Annotated in this window: 22 protein-coding genes; 5 read left to right on the plus strand and 17 right to left on the minus strand. The window is 64.2% G+C overall.

What is annotated here, in order from left to right:
- Positions 1 to 36 precede the first annotated feature (36 nt).
- The gene (gene phbB, locus HU218_RS08755) at positions 37 to 774 is read left to right on the plus strand and encodes a beta-ketoacyl-ACP reductase (protein ID WP_174874554.1); all 738 of its coding nucleotides are present in this window, start codon (positions 37 to 39) and stop codon (positions 772 to 774) included.
- Between the two features lie 94 nt (positions 775 to 868).
- Complete coding sequence (locus HU218_RS08760; RefSeq protein ID WP_174874555.1) at positions 869 to 1354, plus strand: GAF domain-containing protein; 486 nt, start codon at positions 869 to 871, stop codon at positions 1352 to 1354.
- On the opposite strand, the gene HU218_RS08765 is transcribed toward HU218_RS08760, so the two are convergent.
- Complete coding sequence (locus HU218_RS08765; RefSeq protein WP_174874556.1) at positions 1334 to 2398, minus strand: DNA-binding protein; 1065 nt, start codon at positions 2396 to 2398, stop codon at positions 1334 to 1336. The two genes, HU218_RS08760 and HU218_RS08765, sit on opposite strands and share 21 nt — an antisense overlap.
- A gap of 129 nt (positions 2399 to 2527) precedes the next feature.
- Here HU218_RS08765 and HU218_RS08770 point away from each other — a divergent pair, with 129 nt between their 5' ends.
- Complete coding sequence (locus HU218_RS08770) at positions 2528 to 3625, plus strand: tyrosine-type recombinase/integrase (RefSeq protein WP_174874557.1); 1098 nt, start codon at positions 2528 to 2530, stop codon at positions 3623 to 3625.
- Positions 3626 to 3770: 145 nt separating this feature from the next.
- On the opposite strand, the gene HU218_RS08775 is transcribed toward HU218_RS08770, so the two are convergent.
- Positions 3771 to 5807: a methyl-accepting chemotaxis protein gene (locus HU218_RS08775; protein WP_174874558.1), complete on the minus strand. Its 2037-nt coding sequence runs from the start codon at positions 5805 to 5807 to the stop codon at positions 3771 to 3773.
- Positions 5808 to 6167: 360 nt separating this feature from the next.
- On the opposite strand from HU218_RS08775, the gene mnmC2 reads away from it, so the two are divergent.
- Entirely contained in the window at positions 6168 to 6890 is a 723-nt protein-coding gene (gene mnmC2 / locus HU218_RS08780) for a tRNA (5-methylaminomethyl-2-thiouridine)(34)-methyltransferase MnmC2 (protein ID WP_174874559.1), read from the plus strand.
- Here the strand turns inward: mnmC2 and nirJ are convergent.
- Both nirJ and HU218_RS08790 read right to left on the minus strand, forming a co-directional pair.
- Positions 6870 to 8078, minus strand: coding sequence for a heme d1 biosynthesis radical SAM protein NirJ (nirJ, locus tag HU218_RS08785; RefSeq protein WP_174874560.1), 1209 nt, complete (start codon positions 8076 to 8078; stop codon positions 6870 to 6872). The two genes, mnmC2 and nirJ, sit on opposite strands and share 21 nt — an antisense overlap.
- Positions 8079 to 8180: 102 nt before the next feature.
- Positions 8181 to 8387, minus strand: coding sequence for a hypothetical protein (locus tag HU218_RS08790; protein WP_174874561.1), 207 nt, complete (start codon positions 8385 to 8387; stop codon positions 8181 to 8183).
- A 158-nt stretch (positions 8388 to 8545) separates the two neighbouring features.
- Here HU218_RS08790 and HU218_RS08795 point away from each other — a divergent pair, with 158 nt between their 5' ends.
- Entirely contained in the window at positions 8546 to 9412 is an 867-nt protein-coding gene (locus HU218_RS08795) for an EamA family transporter (RefSeq protein ID WP_174874562.1), read from the plus strand.
- A gap of 77 nt (positions 9413 to 9489) precedes the next feature.
- On the opposite strand, the gene HU218_RS08800 is transcribed toward HU218_RS08795, so the two are convergent.
- The 13 genes from HU218_RS08800 to yfcF form a co-directional block, all read right to left on the minus strand.
- Positions 9490 to 10260, minus strand: a complete 771-nt coding sequence (locus HU218_RS08800) for a substrate-binding periplasmic protein (RefSeq protein WP_174874563.1) — start codon at positions 10258 to 10260, stop codon at positions 9490 to 9492.
- A 98-nt stretch (positions 10261 to 10358) separates the two neighbouring features.
- Positions 10359 to 11345: a siroheme decarboxylase subunit beta gene (ahbB, locus tag HU218_RS08805; RefSeq protein WP_174874564.1), complete on the minus strand. Its 987-nt coding sequence runs from the start codon at positions 11343 to 11345 to the stop codon at positions 10359 to 10361.
- 3 nt (positions 11346 to 11348) lie between these two features.
- The gene (gene ahbB, locus HU218_RS08810; RefSeq protein ID WP_217450764.1) at positions 11349 to 12326 is read right to left on the minus strand and encodes a siroheme decarboxylase subunit beta; all 978 of its coding nucleotides are present in this window, start codon (positions 12324 to 12326) and stop codon (positions 11349 to 11351) included.
- A 1-nt stretch (position 12327) separates the two neighbouring features.
- Positions 12328 to 13506 (minus strand): cytochrome D1 domain-containing protein, encoded by a 1179-nt coding sequence (locus HU218_RS08815; RefSeq protein ID WP_174874565.1) that lies wholly within the window; start codon positions 13504 to 13506, stop codon positions 12328 to 12330.
- Positions 13503 to 13868 (minus strand): c-type cytochrome, encoded by a 366-nt coding sequence (locus HU218_RS08820; protein ID WP_174874566.1) that lies wholly within the window; start codon positions 13866 to 13868, stop codon positions 13503 to 13505. The genes HU218_RS08815 and HU218_RS08820 overlap by 4 nt, the downstream gene beginning before the upstream one ends.
- A 97-nt stretch (positions 13869 to 13965) precedes the next feature.
- Positions 13966 to 14274, minus strand: coding sequence for a c-type cytochrome (locus HU218_RS08825; protein WP_174874567.1), 309 nt, complete (start codon positions 14272 to 14274; stop codon positions 13966 to 13968).
- A 47-nt stretch (positions 14275 to 14321) separates the two neighbouring features.
- A complete protein-coding gene (locus HU218_RS08830) occupies positions 14322 to 16052 on the minus strand; it encodes a nitrite reductase (RefSeq protein ID WP_174874568.1) in 1731 nt (576 codons plus the stop codon).
- Between the two features lie 77 nt (positions 16053 to 16129).
- A complete protein-coding gene (locus tag HU218_RS08835) occupies positions 16130 to 16342 on the minus strand; it encodes a DUF3079 domain-containing protein (protein WP_174874569.1) in 213 nt (70 codons plus the stop codon).
- Positions 16343 to 16380: 38 nt separating this feature from the next.
- The gene (locus HU218_RS08840; RefSeq protein WP_174874570.1) at positions 16381 to 18198 is read right to left on the minus strand and encodes a nitric oxide reductase activation protein NorD; all 1818 of its coding nucleotides are present in this window, start codon (positions 18196 to 18198) and stop codon (positions 16381 to 16383) included.
- 15 nt (positions 18199 to 18213) lie between these two features.
- Complete coding sequence (locus tag HU218_RS08845) at positions 18214 to 18591, minus strand: hypothetical protein (RefSeq protein ID WP_174874571.1); 378 nt, start codon at positions 18589 to 18591, stop codon at positions 18214 to 18216.
- 1 nt (position 18592) lies between these two features.
- Positions 18593 to 19402, minus strand: coding sequence for a CbbQ/NirQ/NorQ/GpvN family protein (locus HU218_RS08850; RefSeq protein ID WP_174874572.1), 810 nt, complete (start codon positions 19400 to 19402; stop codon positions 18593 to 18595).
- Between the two features lie 10 nt (positions 19403 to 19412).
- Positions 19413 to 19673, minus strand: coding sequence for a cytochrome C oxidase subunit IV family protein (locus HU218_RS08855; protein WP_174874573.1), 261 nt, complete (start codon positions 19671 to 19673; stop codon positions 19413 to 19415).
- Positions 19674 to 19767: 94 nt separating this feature from the next.
- A complete protein-coding gene (gene yfcF, locus HU218_RS08860) occupies positions 19768 to 20391 on the minus strand; it encodes a glutathione transferase (protein WP_174874574.1) in 624 nt (207 codons plus the stop codon).
- Positions 20392 to 20577: the final 186 nt, after the last annotated feature.

The following is a 20577-nucleotide window of genomic DNA, read 5'->3' on the forward strand; positions in this document are numbered from 1 at the left end:
TCGGCGCAGACTACAAACAGACAAGGAGCCAGCATTATGACGAAACGTATCGCTTTGGTAACCGGGGGCATGGGCGGCATTGGTACCGCCATTTGCAAGGCATTAGCAGATGCCGGCCATACCGTGGTCACTACCTACAGTCGCCCGGGCAAGGAAGGTGCGTGGCTGTCCGACATGAAGGGGTTGGGCTATGACGTTCATGCCGTGCAATGTGACGTAACCGACTTTGATGCATGTCAGGCTGCAGTTGCCAAGATCCAAGCCGAAATCGGCCCGGTGGACGTACTGGTGAACAATGCCGGCATTACCCGTGATGCAACTTTCCGTAAATTGAGCAAAACCGACTGGGATGCGGTAATTGGCACCAATCTCGATTCCTTGTTCAATTTGTGCAAGCCGGTGGTAGATGGCATGACCGAGCGCGGTTTTGGTCGAATTATCAACATTTCGTCCATCAACGGCCAGAAAGGCCAGTTCGGCCAAACCAACTATTCCGCTGCCAAAGCGGGCATGCACGGCTTCACCATGGCGTTGGCGCAAGAAGTAGCCCGCAAGGGCGTGACGGTTAATACCGTAAGCCCGGGTTATATTGGCACCGACATGGTGATGGCGGTGCCGGAAGATGTGCGCAACAAGATTATTGCTAACATCCCGGTCGGTCGCTTGGGCAAGCCGGAGGAAATTGCCGGCCTAGTCACCTACCTGTCCTCCGATGTGGCCGGTTTTATTACCGGTGCTGACTTTGCCATCAACGGCGGTCAGCACATGATGTAATGCTGCCATGCAGGATGGCGCAAAAAAGCCGGGGCGATCGCTCCGGCTTTTTTGTTATCCTCTCGCCCCACTCCTCTTCAGCAAAGGATTTTGCATGGCCGAGAACCTTATCATTGATGGAGGTAGCAAGCTGGAGCGCTACCAAACCCTGTTACCGCAAGCTCAGGCACTGATCGACAGCGAAGACGATCTGATTGCAGCCATGGCCAATACCTGCGCGGCAATCCATCACACCTTTGGCTGGTTGTGGACCGGTTTTTACCTGGTAAAGGGCGAGCAACTGGTGCTGGGTCCGTTTCAAGGGCCAATCGCCTGCACTCGCATCCGCAGTGGCAAGGGTGTATGTGGCGGCGCATGGGCACAGGCGAAAACCCTGGTTGTACCGGATGTCGAGGCATTCCCCGGTCACATTGCCTGCTCGTCACTTTCCCGCTCGGAAATCGTGGTACCGGTATTTGATTCACTTGGCGTGGTGCGCGCCGTACTGGATGTGGATTCGATTGAACTGGCCAGCTTCGACGACACCGATCGCCACTACCTGGAACAGATTTGCGCCCGGTTAGGCCGTCTGTTCCAGTAATATGGCAAACCGCTGTTGCAGGATGTCGGCATAATCCTCCGGCGTCATTGCCTGTAGTAGCTCCCGCTCCTGCTGTAGCCACCGTTGCAGCAGTGGGAGCTGGCGATCGCGCTCTTGCAGTTGCGTTGTGCGACTGGCCAACTCGCTGGTTAGTGCCAGCAACCTGGTCTGCAGCTCCTCTCCTTGCTTGCGGCCAACCTGTAGTTCTTCTGCCATCGCCTGCAGTCGCTGCTGCGCCATTTCGTATTGTGCTTGCTGCCGCCCTTGTTCGCGCGCCGCATCAGCCTGTTGTTCGCGCAGTGTCTGCCGCACTTCATCACGCTCACGCTCCAGCTGCTGCAATTGAGCCTGCCACTGCGCGGCCTGCTGCTTGAAGCTGCTGCGCTCGCTTTCTACTTGTTGGTACAACTGAATCCGCATGCCTTCAAAGCGCTCGTAGGCCAGTGTTTCGCGCCGTGCAGCCTCCTGCGCCGCCTGCTGCAAGCGCTCATCGTGGCGTTGCTCCAGGGCAACCACCCGATTGTCGGCATCTTTCTGTGCCAGCAATAGCTGCTGGCGCGCCTCGTCCAGCGAGCTGGTTAAGCCACTCAAACTCTCCTCAAGCACCTGTCTGCGCCTCGCTTCTTCGGCGTACTGCTGCTGGAGCTGTTGGTATTGCTGCTTCAGCAGCTCGTGTTCCTGCGCCAGTGCGGCCAATTGCGCGCTACGTGCATCGTATTGCCGATGCTGCTCGGCCAGCTCGCCCACCAGTCGCTCGACCTCGGCCTTGCACTCTTCACGCAGGCTCTCAAGATGCGATTCAGCTTGGTCGCATGCGCGTTGCCATAACTGGTCAACAGCCTCGGCCAAGCCTGTCGGCCAGTCCGGCCGCCTCACATTGCTGGCCATGCGCGCCAGAAACTCCTGCCGCCACTGTTTCAAGGTGTTGTTGATGGTGGTATTGGAGCCTGTGCCTAGTCGCGCCCGCACCTCTACCACGGTTGGCCACTCCCCTTCGGCAATCAATTCGAATGCGACTTGCCTTATGCGCGCATAGATATCCATGTATTCCTCCTGTTGCACGCATTTTAGCAGCCACAACTGAAAATAAATATTACGTATTACATTAATTAATACATGACTTGCCAAATATTTTTCCGATAACTATTCTTATCGGAAGTTATTGATCAAAAGTTGCCACCATTGCTCACACCCTACGCCCCGCAGAACGCCCTTATCCATGCAAGTAGCGATGAAGATGCTGCACTTACCTGGCTCTCAGAGTTCAGCACCCGACCAGCCACGCTGCGCAGTTATCGCAAAGAAGTCGAGCGCTTTCTGATGTGGCTGCACAACCGGAATCAACACCTTGATGACGTCAAACGCCAGGATGTACTTGATTACCAGCGCTTTCTTGCCAACCCCTACCCTGCAGAGCGCTGGATCGGCCCAGCCGTCGGGCGAAGCAAGCCGGAATGGAAACCTTTTACCGGCCCGCTCTCTGCCAGCAGCATCCACCACAGCATCACGATTCTTGGCAGCTTTTATGGCTACCTGAACCAGGCCGGCGTACTTGGCGGTAATCCGTTCCGGCTTTTACGCAAACCTTCTCGCCAGAAGATTGAAGAGGTCGAGCGGTACTTTGATGAAGCTGGCTGGCAGGCCATTCTGCAGGCGCTGCGACAATTGCCGGCCAACAGCGAGGGGGAGCTTGCCCAGCGCGAGCGATCACGATGGGTTATCAGCCTGCTGTACTTCAGTGGTGCACGCCGCAGCGAGGCCTGCAATGCCGTAATGGGCGATTTTTTCGAGTCACGCCAGCGCTGGTGGTGGCGCGTAGAGGGCAAGACCGGCATAGCCGATATTCCGGTAAACGACGCCTTGCTTGCGGCATTGCGCCGCTACCGCCTGCACCTTGGGCTAACGCCACTCCCCGAGCACCGAGAAAGCACACCGCTGATTTGCGCCATTTCCAAACCCGGCAGTGTGCTGCGACCCATTGGCGACAAAGCGCTATACCTGATTACCCGCGAAATCTTCCAGCGTGCAGCGGACAATTGCAGCGATGCCGCCTGCCGCGAGAAGCTGCGACAAGCCAGTACCCACTGGCTGCGCCATACCGCTGCCAGCCATCAACTACAAGCAGGCATCGACTTGCTGCAAGTAAGCCAGAACCTGCGCCACCGCAGCATCCAGACCACTCGGCGCTATCTGCACAGCGAGCAGGACGAGCGTCATGACGCCCTCCAAAAGCTTGGCCAGCTAGATGCTGGCGATACGACAGCGAGCTAAAAACTTTCCCCAATGCAGCAACTGAGATTGAGCGGGCGTAAGCCAGACTCGTTTCTTACCGCCAAAAAGAGAAAACGCCCTTGCAGAATCCATCCGGCAAGGGCGTTTTTCTGTGGCAGGGACTAAGCCAGCAATGCAACCGAGGTCAGGTGCGGAACACGTTTACCTCATCACGCAGCGCATTGGCCAAGCCAGTCATGTGTTGTGCAGTTTCCGCAGACCGATTGGCCGCATCATTGCTGACGCTGGCGAGAGTTGCCACTTGTTCTACCTGGGTCACGATCTGCTGCACACTGGCACGCTGCTCTCCCAGCCGCTGATGAATCTGGCTCACCACCGCCATGGTTTCGCGCGACGCATCCAGAATGCTATCGATGGCCTGTCGCGCCTCGCCGGTAATGGCAGCACCGTTGGCCGCCAGCGTCACCGACTGACGCATGGCGTCTACCGCCGAGCCGGTGGCCGACTGCATCGAGCCAATCATGCCGGAAATCTCGCCAGTTGCCGATGAGGTGCGCTCGGCAAGCTTGCGTACCTCATCGGCAACCACGGCAAAACCACGCCCGAACTCACCGGCACGTGCCGCTTCGATTGCAGCGTTGAGTGCCAGCAGATTGGTCTGCTCGGCAATGTCGTGAATCACGCCGATGATGGTGGAAATCTGCGAAGCACTTTCTTCAAGGCTATGCAGGCTGCCTGCGGCCGCATCCAGCGTGCCGGAGATGCGATTCACCTCCTCCACCGCCGCCACCAGGCTGCGACTCCCCTGTGTTGCCGCATCGCTGGAGGCGCTGGCAGCGCGACTGGCATCGCTGGCCACCTGCTCGATCTGATGCACACTACCGCCCAGCTCCTGGCTGTAGCCATGCATCAGCGCGGCACTTTCCCGCTGTTCGCCGGATGAGTTGGCCGCAGCGGCCGCCTTGTCGGCCAGTTCGCGCGCGGCCAACTCCAGTTCGGACGCATGTTCACTGGTACGGTTCAGCGCATGCCGGAAGTTCTCCAGCAGGCTATTGATAGCCGCCGCTACCTCACCCACTTCGTCCTGGCGCGCCACTTCGATGCGACGGGTCAGATCGTGGCTGTCGCGCACTTCTCCGACCGAGCGCACCAGCATGCGCACCGGACGGCCGACCAGCCTGCCAGTCAGCACCCACAGCGCCAGCGACATCAGCACCAGCAGCAGAACGCAGCCGACAATCAAGCCTTGCAACAGCAGACGGTTATCACGCTGCAGCTCGCTGGCCAGTTCATCGCTGATAATCAGCCAACCCCAGGTATCCAGCCGTTGCCAGCTGAGCATATGCGCCACCGGCTTACCGTTATCGCCAGGCAGCTGCACGGTAAGGCTGCCACTCTTGCTGTCCAGCAGCGGTTTCAGATAAGGCTGGCCATTGATGTCCAGATCCTTGTCCACGCTGCGTCCCGGCAGTTTGTGATGCAGCACGAAACGGCCGTAATCACGGTCCGCCTTGTTTACATCCACAATATTGATGTGGCCGGATTCGCCGATATGCACCTTGGTCAGGCGCGCCAGCAAACCACCCACCCCTTCGCTGGCGCCAATCGCCACCGATGTTGCCCCGACCACCTTGCCTGATTCGTCCTTCACCGGAGTGAAGCTGACCACATATTCCTTGTCTGACAGAATCATCTTGCCCTGATAAGGCATGCCCTTCATCAAGCGCTCGTACGCGATGCTGCTGCGGTCAAGTTTGCTACCCACCGCACGCTTGCCATCGGCCGTGAGCAACGAGGTAGAGATACGGACAAAATCGCCGCCGGTGAGTACCAGCACCGATGCGACGTTGCCACTGCGAATGGCGAACTCACCGGCCAGATCATGGTTGTTATTCAGCACCATATCGCCGGCCTTCAGCACCGGCACGGCACCGGCCCCCTCGACTGGCATGGTCTGCCCCGGCACCAGTTCAATGGAACCCGGGAAGCTGGCGACATACATGCGCTCGAATTGCGCAGCAGAAATCTTTAGCGCATCGTCGAAGCCTTCGATCATGTTGACCGACTGGCTGATCAACTGCTGCTGCACTGCCTGGGTACGAGACTGCAGCAGCTTTTGCGAAAAGTAATAGGCCGGCAGCATGAACGCCGCCACCAATAACACCATCAGGACGACCTGGGCTAAAACCAGTCGCGTGCCGATACGCATCGCGTGTTTCATTTCTGTCTCCACGTTTTGAGGGCGCCGCGTCATGGGTCTCATGCGCCGCGTCTGTAATTGGCTGTCGATTCTATAGAACATGCCGCCGGCAATATGCAATTTATCGGCCAGCTTTGATCCAACCCCAGGTGCTGCCTACTGTATCCATCAGAATATCTATACATTTCAGTCGCTTGCCCGCCATGTGAACATGCCGGCATCTGTCCCCTGTTCGCCACACTGCGGCCAGCGATGCCTCAATCAGCCGGCGCACCGTGCATGTGTCAGCGCAAATACGGTGCGGCCAACTGTTTGAGCCCGCCCACGGCGGGCATACAATGCGACCTTTCGGCACAAGCCGCCTCCCAACGCAGCATTCTTATGTCTTCAGCTATCCAAACCGCCCGCCTGGACTGGAGCAGCGGCGAACCCGTCTCCGGCGACTACGGCGACGTGTACTTCTCTCGCGACAGCGGTATCGATGAAACCCGTCATGTATTCATCAACAACAACTTGCTGCCAGAACGATTTGCGGCCCTAGCCGAGCACGCGGTATTCCGTATCGGCGAAACCGGCTTTGGTACCGGGCTCAACTTTCTGGTGGCGTGGCAGGTATTCCTGCAGTACGCCCCGGCAAGCGCGCGGCTGGCGTTTGTCAGCACCGAGAAACACCCGCTAAGCGTGGCGGACCTGCAGCAGGCACTGGCCTTGTGGCCTGCCCTGCAGCACGAAGCGGCCCAGCTGTTGCAGCAGTACGCAGCACTGCCGCCGGGCTGGCATCGCTTCGTACTGGAAGGCGGCCGCATTAGCCTTACCCTGCTGGTCGGCGATGCACTCGACACCCTGCCGCAGCTGGATGCCTGTATCGATGCCTGGTTTCTCGATGGCTTTGCCCCGTCGCGCAATCCGGACATGTGGCAACCGGCACTGTTTGCCCAGCTGGCACGCCTGTCCGCCCCCGGCGCCACGTTGGCCACGTTTACCCACCGGAGGTGCGGCCATGAAAATCCTGCTGCGCGCTTTACTGTTGAGCCTGCGCCGCCAGCGGCAGCAGGCTCAACAGTAAAGCGCGCAGCAGGATTTTCATGGCCGCACCTCCGGTGAGTTGCTGCGCTGCCACGGCGTCAGCTGCGGCATGGCATAGGCACCGGCCGCCACACCGATCTCGGCATCGGATAAATAACAGGCCGGGTCGGCGGCCCAGTAATCGCCGGTCAGCTGCCAGGCACGCACGCGGGTATTGCCGTTGCAGATCGCCAAGTGGCTGCAGGCGGCACAGCGGCCATGCACCGGCCGTGGATGCTGCTTCAGCCCGGCCATCAGCGGGTGGCTGGTATCCGGCCAGATGGCGGAAAACGGCCGCTCACGCACATTGCCCAGCGTCACCTGCCACCACATGGTGTCCGGATGCACATTGCCGAGGTTGTCGATATTGGCGACGTTGACGCCGCTGGCGTTGCCACCCCACTGCTGCAGGCGCTGGCGCAGCACCTCGACTTCGGCCGGGTAATGCCGTGCCGCCCACTGCAGCAGGTAGACGCCGTCGGCATCGTTGTTGCCGGTGACGTAGTCGCGCTGCTCGCCGGCCTGCAGCTGCGCGTGGCAGGTATCCAGCAGCAAGTCCATCGCCCAGCGCGTGCGCGCGTGACGCGCATCGCTGTCGCGGTGCTTGTTGCCGCGGCCGGCGTAGTTGAGGTGCGAGAAATAGAACTTGTCGATGCCTTCGTCCGCCACCAGCTGCAGCAGCGCCGGCAGATCGTGGGCGTTGTCCTCGGTCATGGTGTAGCGCACGCCGACCTTCATGCCGGCATCGCGCGCCAGACGGATGCCGCGCAGCGCCAGCTCGAAGCCGCCTTGCAGCCGGCGGAAGCGGTCGTGAGTGGCACCGATGCCGTCGAGGCTGACGCCGACGTAGTCGAAGCCCACCTCGGCGATGCGGCCAACGTTGGCCGCATCGATCAGCGTGCCGTTGCTAGACAGGCCGACGTAGAAACCCATCGCCTTGGCGCGGCGGCCGATGTCGTAGATGTCCGGTCGCAGCAGCGGCTCGCCGCCGGACAGGATCAGTACCCGCACGCCGCAGGCGTACAGGTCCTCCAGCACCGCGAAAACCTCATCGCGGGACAGCTCGCCCGGAAAATCCTTGTCGGCGGAGATGGAATAGCAGTGCTGGCAGGTCAGATTGCAACGGCGGATCAGGGTCCAGATCACCACCGGACCGGACGGCGCACGCGGCGGCGCCAGCGGCGTCGGATGCAGCAAGGTATGCAGATAGTGGCTCAGGCGCAGCATGACAGCCTCCGGCGATGACAATGACGTCATCGTCGGCGCTATGCCGCGCAATCTCATTGACTGCAGTCAAGCGCATGCATGGCCGTGGCCGGCCACGCCAATTCAATGCAGATGCGGGTGATGCTGGCGCAACCACTGCTGCAACTGGCGGCCACCGCGAGCGATGGCGATCACCACCGCCGCGCCGCCCATGGCGGCCAACAGCAGCAGCGGAATCCACGGCTGCGCCATGAACAGCACGATGGCCAGCACCGCCGTCACCATATAAGCGCCATTGTACCAGCCCTGTTGCCTGCGTCTGGAAGTCATGATGCCCCTCCTCGCCCGCCGCGGCAGGCCGCTATCGATGCGCCCGCTGGCGCTACCTTGATTTTAGTCCCCGCCGCCACCCCGTGCTGCCGGCCGGTTCCCAAGCGCCGGCGACTGGCCTATCATCGCTGCCCCTGTTTCCGACTGACACCCTATTCATGCCTTACCTGCTTATCGTTACCGTCCTGTGGGCATTCTCCTTCAGCCTGATCGGCCAGTACCTGGCCGCCCAGGTTGACAGCGACTTTGCCGTGTTGCTGCGCGTGCTGATAGCCGCAGCGGTGTTCCTGCCGTTTACCGTGTGGCGCGGCCTGCCGCAGCGGCTGCTGGGCGGCTTCTGGCTGGCCGGCGCGCTGCAGTTCGGCATCACCTACCTGTGCCTGTACCGCAGTTTTGCCGTGCTGACGGTGCCGGAAGTGCTGCTGTTTACCGTGCTGACGCCGATCTACGTGGTGCTGCTGGACGATGCGCTGCAACGCCGCCTCAACCGCTGGGCGCTGCTGGCCGCCGCGGTGGCGGTGGGTGGCGGCATCATCATCCGCTTCCAGCCGCTGCAAGGCGAATACCTGACCGGCTTCCTGCTGCTGCAGCTAGCCAACCTCACCTTTGCCGCCGGCCAGGTGCTGTGCCGCCGCCTGCTGCAGCAATACCCGGTGGAACAGCCGCTGTACCGCTACTTCGGCCACTTCTTCCTTGGCGCGCTGCTGCTGGCGCTGCCATCGTTCCTGCTGTTCGGCAATCCGGAACGCCTGCCGCAGACCACCCTGCAATGGGGGGTACTGGTGTACATGGGGCTGTTTGCCACCGCGCTGGGCATGTACTGGTGGGTGAAAGGCAGCGTGATGGTCAACGCCGGCACGCTGGCAATCATGAACGAGCTGCACGTGCCCGCCGGCCTGCTGGTCAACGTGCTGATCTGGAACCGCAATGTCGACCTGCCGCGGCTGGCACTGGGCGGCGCGGTAATCCTGGCCTCGCTGTGGATCAACCGGCTGGGGCGACGCCGGCAAGCGGTACCGCGCTGAGCGCTGGCCATGAAAAACGCCGTGCAGCCCTGGCTGTACGGCGTTTTTTTTTGCGGCCAACCTTGCGCCGCAGCCGGCTACTGATAACGCTTGGCAATGGCGGCAAGCTCGCTGGACTGGCGCATTTCGGCCAGCCGCCTGTCGATCAGCTCCTTCACCGCCTGCGGCATAAGCTTGCTGTACATCAGATGTAGTTCGATGTTCGGGATGACCGCAGACAGGTCGTAGAAGCGGAAGCCAGCCGGCGACAGACCTTGCTGACGCAAGTTGTAGCGCACCCGCAGATTGGTATCGATATAACCGACCCCCCGCCCGGCACGCAGCATGCGTAAAGCGCCCTCCTGGCTCAGCGCGCGCTGGTCGATGATGCGGCCATGCGGATGACGACTGCGCAGAAAACCGTCCAGCCCTGGGTAATCGTAACCATGCATCAGGATCAGCGAGTGGCCAAACAGGTCGTTGACGCGGTGATACTGGAACTCGCTCTGGCGCGGCACCAGCAGCACATGATGCCAGGTGTAAACCGGCTCCTTCGACAGCTGCCAGCCAGGCTGCAGCCATTGCTTGGCGCCATAGCTCAGCCAGTTGCCCAAACGCCCCTTGCTGCGCATGGCATTCAAACGCGGCGACGGCGCTACCACCGCCTGCAGCTGGTGCGGGCTATCACGAAAAATCCGGCTGACCACCTCGGTCACCAGCCCACCATACATCGGGTTGCCCCGCGTCACAATCTGGAACGGTTCCACCTCTTCCAGCACCATGTACTTGACCGTGGCAGCAGTAGCGGTTGCCTGCAAACAGGCAAAACCCAAGGCCAGTAACACCTTGCTCAATAGTCGTTGCGCCATGTTCCCCTCCTGCCCGCCTGTTCGCTCTTATCGTAGTGCTATATCGACAGTTGCATAGGGTTCCGTAGCACTTTTACACGCCACCGGCATGCCGCAGGCTACACCCGCAAACCGCTCTTTTTCAGGATGCGGCTGGAGAACAGTACCTCGTGGCGGCGACAGGCGGCGCCCAGCAGCTGGCGCACGCTGGCCACCTGCGCCAGCACCTCGTCGCGGTTGCTGCCGTGACACATGGCAAACAGGTTATACGGCCACACCGGCTGGCGGCGCAGGCGGCGGTAGCAGTGGCTGACGAACGGCAGCGCGCCGATCTGGCCGCCCAGCTCATCCACCAGCGCATCGTCGACATCGAACACCGCCATACCGTTGGCCGCATAGCCGATGGCGTAATGGTTGGGTACCGCGCCGATGCGACGGATGACGCCGCACTGCACCATGGCCGCCAGCCGCGCGCAGACTTGTTCCTCGTCCAGCCCCAGCGTGATACCCAGCTGCTGCCACGGCTCGGTCACCAGCGGCAGGCCGCCCTGGGTGGCGCGGATCAGCTGCCAGTCGGTGTCGTCCAGCTGCACTTCGCCCTCTTCGCCGACCTCCGGCAGGCGCCGCCCCACTGGCGCGCTGCCGCCGACGGCAAACTGCATGCCCACGTAGTACTCGCGCAATTTGGGAAAGTCGTACACCCGCAGCCCGGTGGCTTCCTCGATGTCCAGCATCGCGTCGTAAATGCGCCCCGGTGTGCTGGTGGCCAGCACGAACCACATATTGAAGTCGTGCTCGCGGCGGTAGTTGTGCGCCACCGCCGGCAAGGCATTGACCTGCGCCGCCACCGCGTCGTAGCGCGCCTCCGGCACCGCCAGCGCCGCCAGCACGAAGGCGCCGCCCATGCGTTCGATCTGGTACATCGGCCCGAAACGGGTCAGCACCCGCCGCTCCAGCAGCGATTGCAGCCGCTGGCACAGCAGACCGGCGGACAGCCCCAGCTCGGCGCCGGCAGCGGCAAACGGCGACGGCCGCAATGGAAAGCCGCCCTGCAGGCGGTCGATAAGCAGGCTGTCGATGGCATCCAGCGGTAGCGCGGCGTTCATGGTTTACTCCGGGTGATAACGGGCGCCGCGCTGGGTATAGCGGCGGGTGGAGACCAGCACCGCCTGCGGCATGGCGGCCAGGCCGTGCGCCTGCGACAGCCGCTGCGCCTCGCCGTGTACCGTCGCCGCATCGCGGGCGTGAATCATGCAGAACAGGTTGTACGGCCACGCTTCGCCACGCGGCGGGCGGGCATAGCACAGCGTTACCGCCGGGTCGGTCGCCAGCCGCGCGCCGATGGCATCGCGCTCTCCGGCCGGCACCTGCCACACGCACATGGCGTTGGCACGGAAACCCAGCTCGTGGTGGCGCAGTACGAAGCCGAAGCGGCGGATCACGCCGCCATCCACCCATGCCTGCAGCCGCTGCCGTACTTCGGCTTCCGCCAGCCCGCTGGCGGCAGCCAGCGGCAGGAATGGGCATGGCAGCAACGCCAGACCATCGCCCAGCGCCGCCACCAGCCGGCGATCGGCCGCGTCCAGCGGCGGCGCGGCCGGGGTACGGGTTGGCCGCCGGCTCGGGCCGTCGTCACCCAGGGCAAAACCCAGGTCGATGTGGTATTCGCGTTGCAGCGGCAGGTCCAGCGGCGCCAGCCCGGTGTCGGCGGCAATCTGCGCCAGCGCGGCGTCGATGCCGGCGCGGCTGGCGGCGGTCAGCACGAACCACAGGTTGTAGTGGTGATCGCGCGCGTAGTTGTGGTTGACCTCCGGCTGGCGGCTGACCTGCGCCGCCACCTCGTCCAGCCGTTCTGGCGGCACTGCCAGCGCCGCCAGCGTGCTGGCGCCGACGCTATTGGGGGCAAACACCGCGCCAATGCGGCTGAGCAGTCCGCTGGCGCGCGCCTGCTGCAGCCGCAGCAGCAACGTGGGCTCCGGCAGCCCGCACTCGGCCGCCAGCAGCGCGAACGGTGCCGACTGCAGCGGAAAATCGCGCTGGTAGCGATCCAGCAGCCGCAGCAGCGGGTCATGCATTTGCAGCTGCATATCACATCCCCATGCGGGCGGCACGCCAGCTGAAGAAGATGCCGGACGGGCTGGTCGCCGGCAGTTCGCCCACGGTGGCAAAGCTCTGGGTATCGATCACCACCAGCTTGTCGTCGTCGCGGCTGGACAGCCACACCGCATCGCCACGGGCGGTGAACTCCATGTGCAGGATGGCGCGGCCCGGCTGCAGCGTCTTGATCACCTGCATGCTGGGTACGTCGATCACCTGCACGGTGTCGTTATGCGGAAAGGCGAAATTCACCCACACCCGGCGACCGGAGGGTTCCGCCATCACGAATACCGGCTGGCCGTACACCGGCACCTGCGCCACCTGCTGCCAGCTGCGGCTGTCAGCCACCAGCACGCTGTTGTGGCCGACTGCCGGCAAAAAGGCGTAGTCGCCGGCCAGGCTCCAGCCGCGCAGGTGCGGCATCTTGTACACCGGCTGCTTGTCCTGCCCCTGGCCGTAGCCCGGCAGGATGCGGCGCACCCCGGCCTGCGGATGCCAGTTGTCCAGCAAGGCCAGCCCGTCCTCGCCGTACAGGCCGGCGATGTAGTAGCGGCCGTCGCTGCTGGCCAGACCGTCATACGGCTGGCGGCCAACGTTTTTGTACTTGGTGACTAGCGGCGCGCGCGGGTTGGCCGCATCCAGCAGCCAGATTTCACCGGCCTCGAACAGGCTGAAGGCGAAGCGGTTGCCCGGCAGGTCGGCCAGGCCGACCACCTTGGATGGCTGGCCGTGCTCATCCAGCGCCGGAATATCCGCCAGCAGCGCCAGGCTGTCGGCATCGAACAGTTTCACCCCACCCGGGGTGTAGTTCTGCGCCGCCACGATGCGGCCATCGGTCGAGATGGCGCCGCCGATGCTGTTGCCGGCCTGCATTACCCGCGCCACCAGTTTGCCGCTGAGGATGTCGATCTTGGACAGCCCGCCATCGCGGCCGAACACGTACACGTAGCGCGCGTCGCGGCTGTACACCAGCGAAGCATGCGACAGATCGCCCAGCCCGCTGATGTGCGCCAGGCTGCGGCGCTGGCTGTTGTCCACCACCTGCACGCTGCCGCTGGCGCGCTCGATCACCACCCCCAGATCGCCGCTGCCGCGCAGCGCCGGCGTGGCGCAGCCGGCCAGCAGCACGGCGGCGGCCACCGCGGCGGCCAAGCTTGTGATTGTTTTCATGGTGCTTCCCCTTGTTGCAATTGCCGGATCAGCCAGCGTGCCTCGTCCTCGCTGATGAACGGCCGCCACGGCGGCATCGGCGTGCCCGGGCGGCCATCCAGCAAGGTGGCGACCAGACTGTCCGCCGGCTTGCCGGCCAGCGCCTGCGCGGTGAGCGGGCTGCCCAGCCCGCCCTGCAGCGTCATGCCGTGGCAAGCGCCGCAGTCCTGGCGCAGCAGGTGACGCAGCTCGGCGGCGCGTGCCGGAGCAGGCGCCGCCAGCGGTTCGGCGTGGGCGGATTCGTAGAACAGCACACCGCTGCAGATAAGCAGCAGTGCGCACTTGAGACTCAGCCGCAACAGGCTGACAGCGGGCGGTTTCATGCGGGACCTTCCGGCAAGGGCTTGCGCCAGCAGGCAGCACCTGCTGGCACAAGCCATCGCGGCATGCGGCCAACCTTGCGGCCGGCCGCAGCACGGTTTACTGCGACAGCACCCACTGCACCAGCTGCTTCACTTCGGCATCCGGCACCTGCGGGTTGGGCGACATCGGGATCGGGCCGAAGCTGCCGGCACCGCCCTTCTTCACTTTTTCCTCCAGCCTGGCCTGCACGTTCTGGCCCTTGTACTTGGCGGCAATCTCCTTGAACGCCGGCCCCACCACCTTGTGATCCACGCTATGGCAGGCCAGGCAGTTGTTCTTCTGCGCCAGCGCCAGCGAGGCATTGGCCGTGCCGGCCAGCAACAGGCCGGCGGCAAGCAGGCCGGCAGTCAGCAAACGGTTGTTCATGAGCGGTACTCCCTGCAATGGCGGCCCGTGGCGGGCCGCCCGGTTGATCAGTAGATGTCGTGCTGGGTGTTGAACACGTTGAACTTGCCGGTCGGGGTAATCAGGCGCTTGTCCTTGATCACCGCCTTGCAGCTACGGGTCTTGTCATCCATCACCACGATGGCGGATTCCTTGTTCTTGGCACTCCACACCGAGAACCACACCTCGTCGCCGGCCTTGTTGAACTCCGGCTGCACCACGCGCTTGGCGCCATCGTCGGTGAGCTTGGCGCAGGCCGCCACGTCCACGATCTGCGCGCCCTTGTCCAGATTGTTGATGTCGTACACCGCGGCGCTCTGGCTGACCTTGGCATCCGGGTTCAGCGGGGTATCCACCCACAGGTTCTTCGATTTCGGATGGGTCTTGATGAACAGCGAACCGCCGCCCTGGCCCTTGAAGGTGGCCACCACTTTCCACGCGTACTGCGGGTGTTTCACCGGGTCGGTACCGATCAGCGTCACATCGTCGCTCCCCAGGTGCGAGGTGCTCCACACCGGGCCGTACTTGGGATGCACGAAGTTGGCGCCACGGCCCGGGTGCGGGGTCTTGCCGACATCGACCAGCGCCGCCAGCTTGTCGAGCTTGGTATCCACCACCGCGATCTTGTTGGAGGCGTTGGCCGCCACCAGGAAGTAACGGCCAGAACTGTCAAAACCGCCGTCGTGCAGGAACTTGGCGGAGTCGATGGTGGTGGTCTTGAGGTTATTCAGGTCGGAGTAATCCACCATCATGATCTTGCCGCTCTCCTTGGCATTGATCACGAACTCAGGCTTGTAGTGGCTGGCGACAATGGACGCCACGCGCGGCTCCGGGTGGTACTCGTTGTCCACGGTCATGCCGCGGGTGGAGACGATCTTGCGCGGCTTCAGCGTGTCGCCATCCATGATCACGAACTGCGGCGGCCAGTAGGTGCCGGCCACGGCGATCTTGTCTTCCCAGCCCTTGAACTTGGAAGTTTCCACCGAACGCGCTTCCAGCCCCACTTTCACCTCGGCCACGGTGTCCGGTTTTTCCATCCACAGGTCGATCAGGTTGACCTTGGCATCGCGGCCGATCACGTACAGGTAGCGGCCGGAGCTGGACAGCCGCGAGATATGCACCGCGTAGCCGGTCTTGACGATGTTGATGATCTGCTTGCTGTCGCCGTCGATCAGCGCCACCTCGCCGGCATCGCGCAGCGTCACCGAGAACAGATTGTCCAGGTTGTAGTTGTTCAGCTTGCGCGTCGGGCGCTGGTCGACCGGAATCAGCACCTTGCGCGATTTCTCGATGTCGGCCAGCGAGTACTCCGGCGGCGTCGGCGGCTCCTGCTGGATGTAGCGCGCCATCAGGTCCACGTCCTGCGGCGACATCTCGCCGGAGGTCTGCCAGTTCGGCATCCCGGCCGGGCTGCCGTAGGCGATGAACACTTTCAGGTACTCGGTGCCCTTGCCCAGCGTGATGTCAGGCGTCAGCGGCTTGCCGGTGGCGCCCTTGCGCAGCACGCCGTGACAGCCGGCGCAGCGCTCGAAGTAGATCTGCTTGGCGCGGGCGAATTCCGCCTTGGTCATCGGCGGCGCCTTGGGGTTGATGTTCTGGTACATCTCCTCGCCGGCCAGCGGCGACGGCGCCGACTGGTAGGCGGCCTCCGGCTGGGTAACCGGCTTGCTGGCCGCATCGGCCCAGGCCAGCGAGGCGGCAAGTGGCAGACCTGCCAGCAATACGCCCTGCGCGAGCGCGCTCATCTTCGGGAATTTCATGCTGTTCTCCATCACGCTATGAGGGAATCAATGCAAGCATCATCCTCCGGTCAGCAGAACAGCAGCATTGATTCGAATCAACGCTTTTCCGACCCGTCGCCAGGGTTTTCTGCCGGCACCTCCAGCCCCCAGTCGCCGTGCCGGTACCAGTCGTCGCCCAGCACTTCGGCCGGATGCTGGGTGCGGCCGGAGCCGTTGCCGCATTGCAAGGAGCCAGCCGGGCAGTACTTGTCGCAGCCCCAGCACAGCCGCTCCGGATGCGCCGGATGCAGCGGGAATTTCTTGGCCATCGCGGCCTCCTTTCTGGCGGCCAAGGTTGGCCGCAGGCTTACGCCGTCAGGCGCGCGTACAGGCTGGTGAGCACCTGCGGCAGCCGCCGCGCGTCGTGCACCACGCTGTAGCCGTTGCGGCCGAACAGGTGCGGCAGGTACTCGCCGGCCTCGCGGTCCACGGTGACGCAGAACGGGATCAGCCCGGCCTGCTTCGCTTCCAGTACCGCGCGGCGGGTGTCCTCCACGCCATAACGGCCTTCGTAATGGTCCAGATCGTTGGGCTTGCCGTCAGACACGATCAGCAGCAGCCGGCGCTGCGCCGGCTGCTCCAGCAGGATGCGGCTGGACTGGCGGATGGCGGCGCCCATGCGGGTGTAGTAGCCGGGACGAATCGCCAGGATGCGGCCGCGCGCGGCGTCGTCGTAACGCTCGGCAAAATCCTTCAGCAGCAGGTAGCGCACCTCGCTGCGGCGCAGCGAGGAGAAACCGTACAGGCCGAAGCGGTCGCCGCAGGCGGCCAGCGCCTCGGCAAACAGCAGCAGGCTGTCGCGGATGACGTTGATCACCTGCCCCGCCTCGCCGAGCCAGCTTTCGGTGGACAGCGACAGGTCGGCCAGCAGCAGGCAGGCCATGCTGCGCCCGCCCGGCGGCCACGCCTGGTACAGCGCCGGCTCGGCCACCGCCACGCCGCTGCGGCGTTCTGCGAGGAAGCGGATCAAGCGGTCGAGATCGATATCGGGCCCGCTGGCTTCGCCGCTCTTGCGCATGCGCTCCGGCGACAGCGCCTGGAACTGGCGCCGCAGACGCCGGGCCAGCGGCTGCAGTGCGTCCGGCAGCGGCGCCGGCTGCGCGTCGCGCGGCAGCATCGGTTGCAGCCGGCAGTGATCGGCCACCAGCCGCTGCCGCTTGTAATCCCACTCCGGCAGCAGCATGCCGCCGCCCAGCGGGGTGTCGTCGTAGGCGGCCGCCGGCAGGTCAAGGTCGAACTTGAGGCGGCTGGACCGGGTCTTGCCATCGCGCGTCACGGTGAGGCGGTCCATGTCCTCGGCGGCGGCGCCGTCGTCGGCCTCGTCGTCATCCTGGTGGCGGTTCACCTTCACGTAGTCGTCCCAGGTGAAGATGCTTTCGGCGCGGAACTGCAGCAGCATGCCGTTGCTGCGCTCGTCCGGCGTTTCGCGGCGCGCGCGATAGCGGCGGCGCTGTTTGCCGTCGCGGCTATCGCCGTGGCCGCTATCCGGCGTCTGGCCGTCATCAAGGTTGGCCGCAACACTGCCCGGCGGCTCGGGGTGCAGCCACAGCAGCACCGGCTGCGGCGCGCCGGCTGCCTGCGGCAAAGTGATGTCGGCCTCCGGCTGCTGCAGCGCCAGGCGGATGGTGGCCTCGCGTGCGGCGGCGGCAGGCTCGCGCGGCATGTCGCGCAGCGGCAGCAAGGCGGCCACCAGCCGGGGGGACAGTGCGGCCAGGCCGGGCATCTGCGCCAGGCAAGCCGCGGCGGCCAGGCGATTGCGCGTCAGCCAGTCGCCGGCCGGCAGCGGCTGCGCCGCCAGCGCCATCAGCCAGAAGTACAAGTCGCGGTTCAGCGCCGCGTCCGGGTACAGGTCGATTTTTTCCGGCAGGTACAGCGACTGGCCATCGCGCCAGGCCAGCTCCAGCTGGGTGTTGCTGCCGGCGATGCGCTCCAGCAGCCGGCGGCGCGCGCCGTGGGCGGTGCCGACGGCGGTCTTGATGGTGAGCGCGGCATCGCCGCCCATGGCGCGGAAAAACAGCGGCGCCTGCTGTTCGATGTCGCTCAGGCACACCTGGGCGTGCGGGTAGCCGCGGTAGGCGGCGCGACGGATGAGTTTGTCCCACCAGCCGCCAACGATGTCTTCCATATCGGTGCTTTCGTTCTAGCGTGGCCGCCACAGGCCGGGCAGCGGGTAGCGGCAAGGCAGGCCGGCCATCGCCCGCGACAGCGCGTAAGCTCCGGACAGCACCAGCGCGGCGTGAATCAGGGTGAAATACAGGATCAGCACGATCCAGGTTGTGCTGTTGCCCAGCCCGCCCAGCAGCGGCACCGCCCCGCCCACCAGCAACAGCAGCGCTCCGCTCCACAACGCGGCGGCAAACGCTTGCTGCAGATGCGCGCGCAGCGCGGCGCCTGCCTGCGGCAACCAGCGGCGGCGACACCACCACAGCGCGACAAAGCCGATGCCGGGCGCCAGCAGCAAATTGGCCAGATACAGCGCATGGGCACAGATGGCGCGCTGGCGGTCGGCGTCGTCCATGTCAGTGGCCAAACTGGGTCGCCACCACCGCCAGCAGCGCGGCGATGGTTTCCGGCTCGTCCGACAGCGGTTCCACCAGTGCCACACGGCAGGCTGCCAGCGGGCTCATGCCGCTGCGGATCAGCGTAGCGGCATAGACCAGCAGCCGGGTGCTGACGCCTTCGTCCAGGTCGTAACCGGACAGCCGGCGCAGCTGGCCGGCCAGTGCCACCAGCCGTGTGGCCAATGCCGCATCGGCGCCGCCCTCCTGCTGCAGCACCGCCATTTCGACCTCCGGCGCCGGAAAGTCGAAACTCAGCGCCACGAAGCGCTGGCGGGTGGACGGCTTCAGCGTCTTGAGCACATGCTGGTAGCCCGGGTTGTACGACACCACCAGCATGAAGCCCGGCGGTGCGGCCAACTGTTCGCCGGTACGCTCGATCGGCAGGATGCGACGGTCGTCGGTGAGCGGGTGCAGCACCACGGTGGTGTCCTTGCGCGCCTCTACCACCTCGTCCAGATAGCAGATGCCGCCCTCGCGCCCCGCGCGGGTAAGCGGGCCGTCGCACCAGCGGGTGTCACCGCCGGCGATCAGGTGGCGGCCGACCAGATCGGCAGCCGACAGGTCGTCATGGCAGGACACGGTGAACAGCGGCAGGCCGAGGCGCGCCGCCATGTGGGCGACGAAGCGGGTCTTGCCGCAGCCGGTGGGGCCCTTGATCAGCAGCGGCAGCTGGGGCCGCCAGGCGTGCTCGAACACCGCGCATTCGTCGGCAACCGGCTGGTAGTACGGAACGTTGGCCGCAACGGCGGCGTGAACGGGGGCATTCATCAGGAAGCTCCTACAGGAAACTGGCCAGCAGACCGCCGCAGACCAGCAGCAGCCAGCCATGCACCGTGCCGCGCAACCACCACGGTGCGTGGCGCAGGGCCATGAATTGTTCCACTACCGCCACGCCCTTGAGCCAGGCGCCGCACAGCGCCAGCAGCGCCACGGCATGGCCGGGGGCCGGCCAGTCGGCCAGCCACGCCAGCAGCAGCGTCAGCATGGAAAGCCATAGCCAGGTCAGCCACAGCCGGTAACGGGAAACAGGAAATGTCATGCAGCAAGCATGCCGCAGCCGGCCGGCGGCCAACCTTGACGGCAGGCAAGAAAAAGCCCGCGCAAGGCGGGCGGGCTGCTAACAGCGGGCAATCTCAGGCAGTTTGCAGCTGGCGCCAGGCCTGCAGCGACGGGCGCAGCCATTGCCGGCGCGCGTAATCGGCCAGCTGTGGCGGCAGCGGGTCGCCGTTCTGCAGCAGCCGCTGCAGCATCAGCGCCAGATCGGCATCGGCGATGCACCAGTCGCCGAACAGGTTGTCGCCGCCGTGCGCCAGCAGCTCGCCGGCCACCGCCGCCAGTTTTTCCGCCGCGCGCCGCCCGCGGCTATCCAGCGGAATCGGACTGGGCCGCAGGAACACCACCTCGGTGCTGCGCTGCTCGCGCAGCGGCATCAGGTCGCTGCGCAGCCAGGCCTGCAGCTGCCGCGCCAGCGCCCGCGGTTGCGGCGCCGCCGGATACACCGCAGGCGCCGGGTGGCAGTCTTCCAGGTATTCGCTGATGGCGGAGGACTCCGCCAGCCGGAAATCGCCATCCAGCAGCAACGGCACACGTTGCAGGCCACACAGCGCGGCATAGTCCGGCAGCAGATTGGCGCCACTGTCCAGATCCACCGTCTGCAGTTCGAACGGCAACCGCTTCTCGGTCAGGGTGACGAAGGCGGACATGGCGTAGGGACTCAGATACTGGCTATCGACATACAGCTGGTAAGGGCGGGACATGGCGTTCCTTTCGGATGACGGTAGCTTAAAAAGACAAGACGGCTACTGTACCCTGCCCGTCACCCCGGCGGGGGTTTTAATTTTATGGCATGAATTACTACCAAGAAGCAGCAATATCGGATGAAGCAATATCGAACACAAGCGATTTTCTACCGCGGCTGCCGGTCATGCTGCTTTAGAGTGCCC

The sequence above is a fragment of the Vogesella oryzae genome (genome assembly GCF_902829295.1).
GTDB lineage: Bacteria > Pseudomonadota > Gammaproteobacteria > Burkholderiales > Chromobacteriaceae > Vogesella > Vogesella oryzae.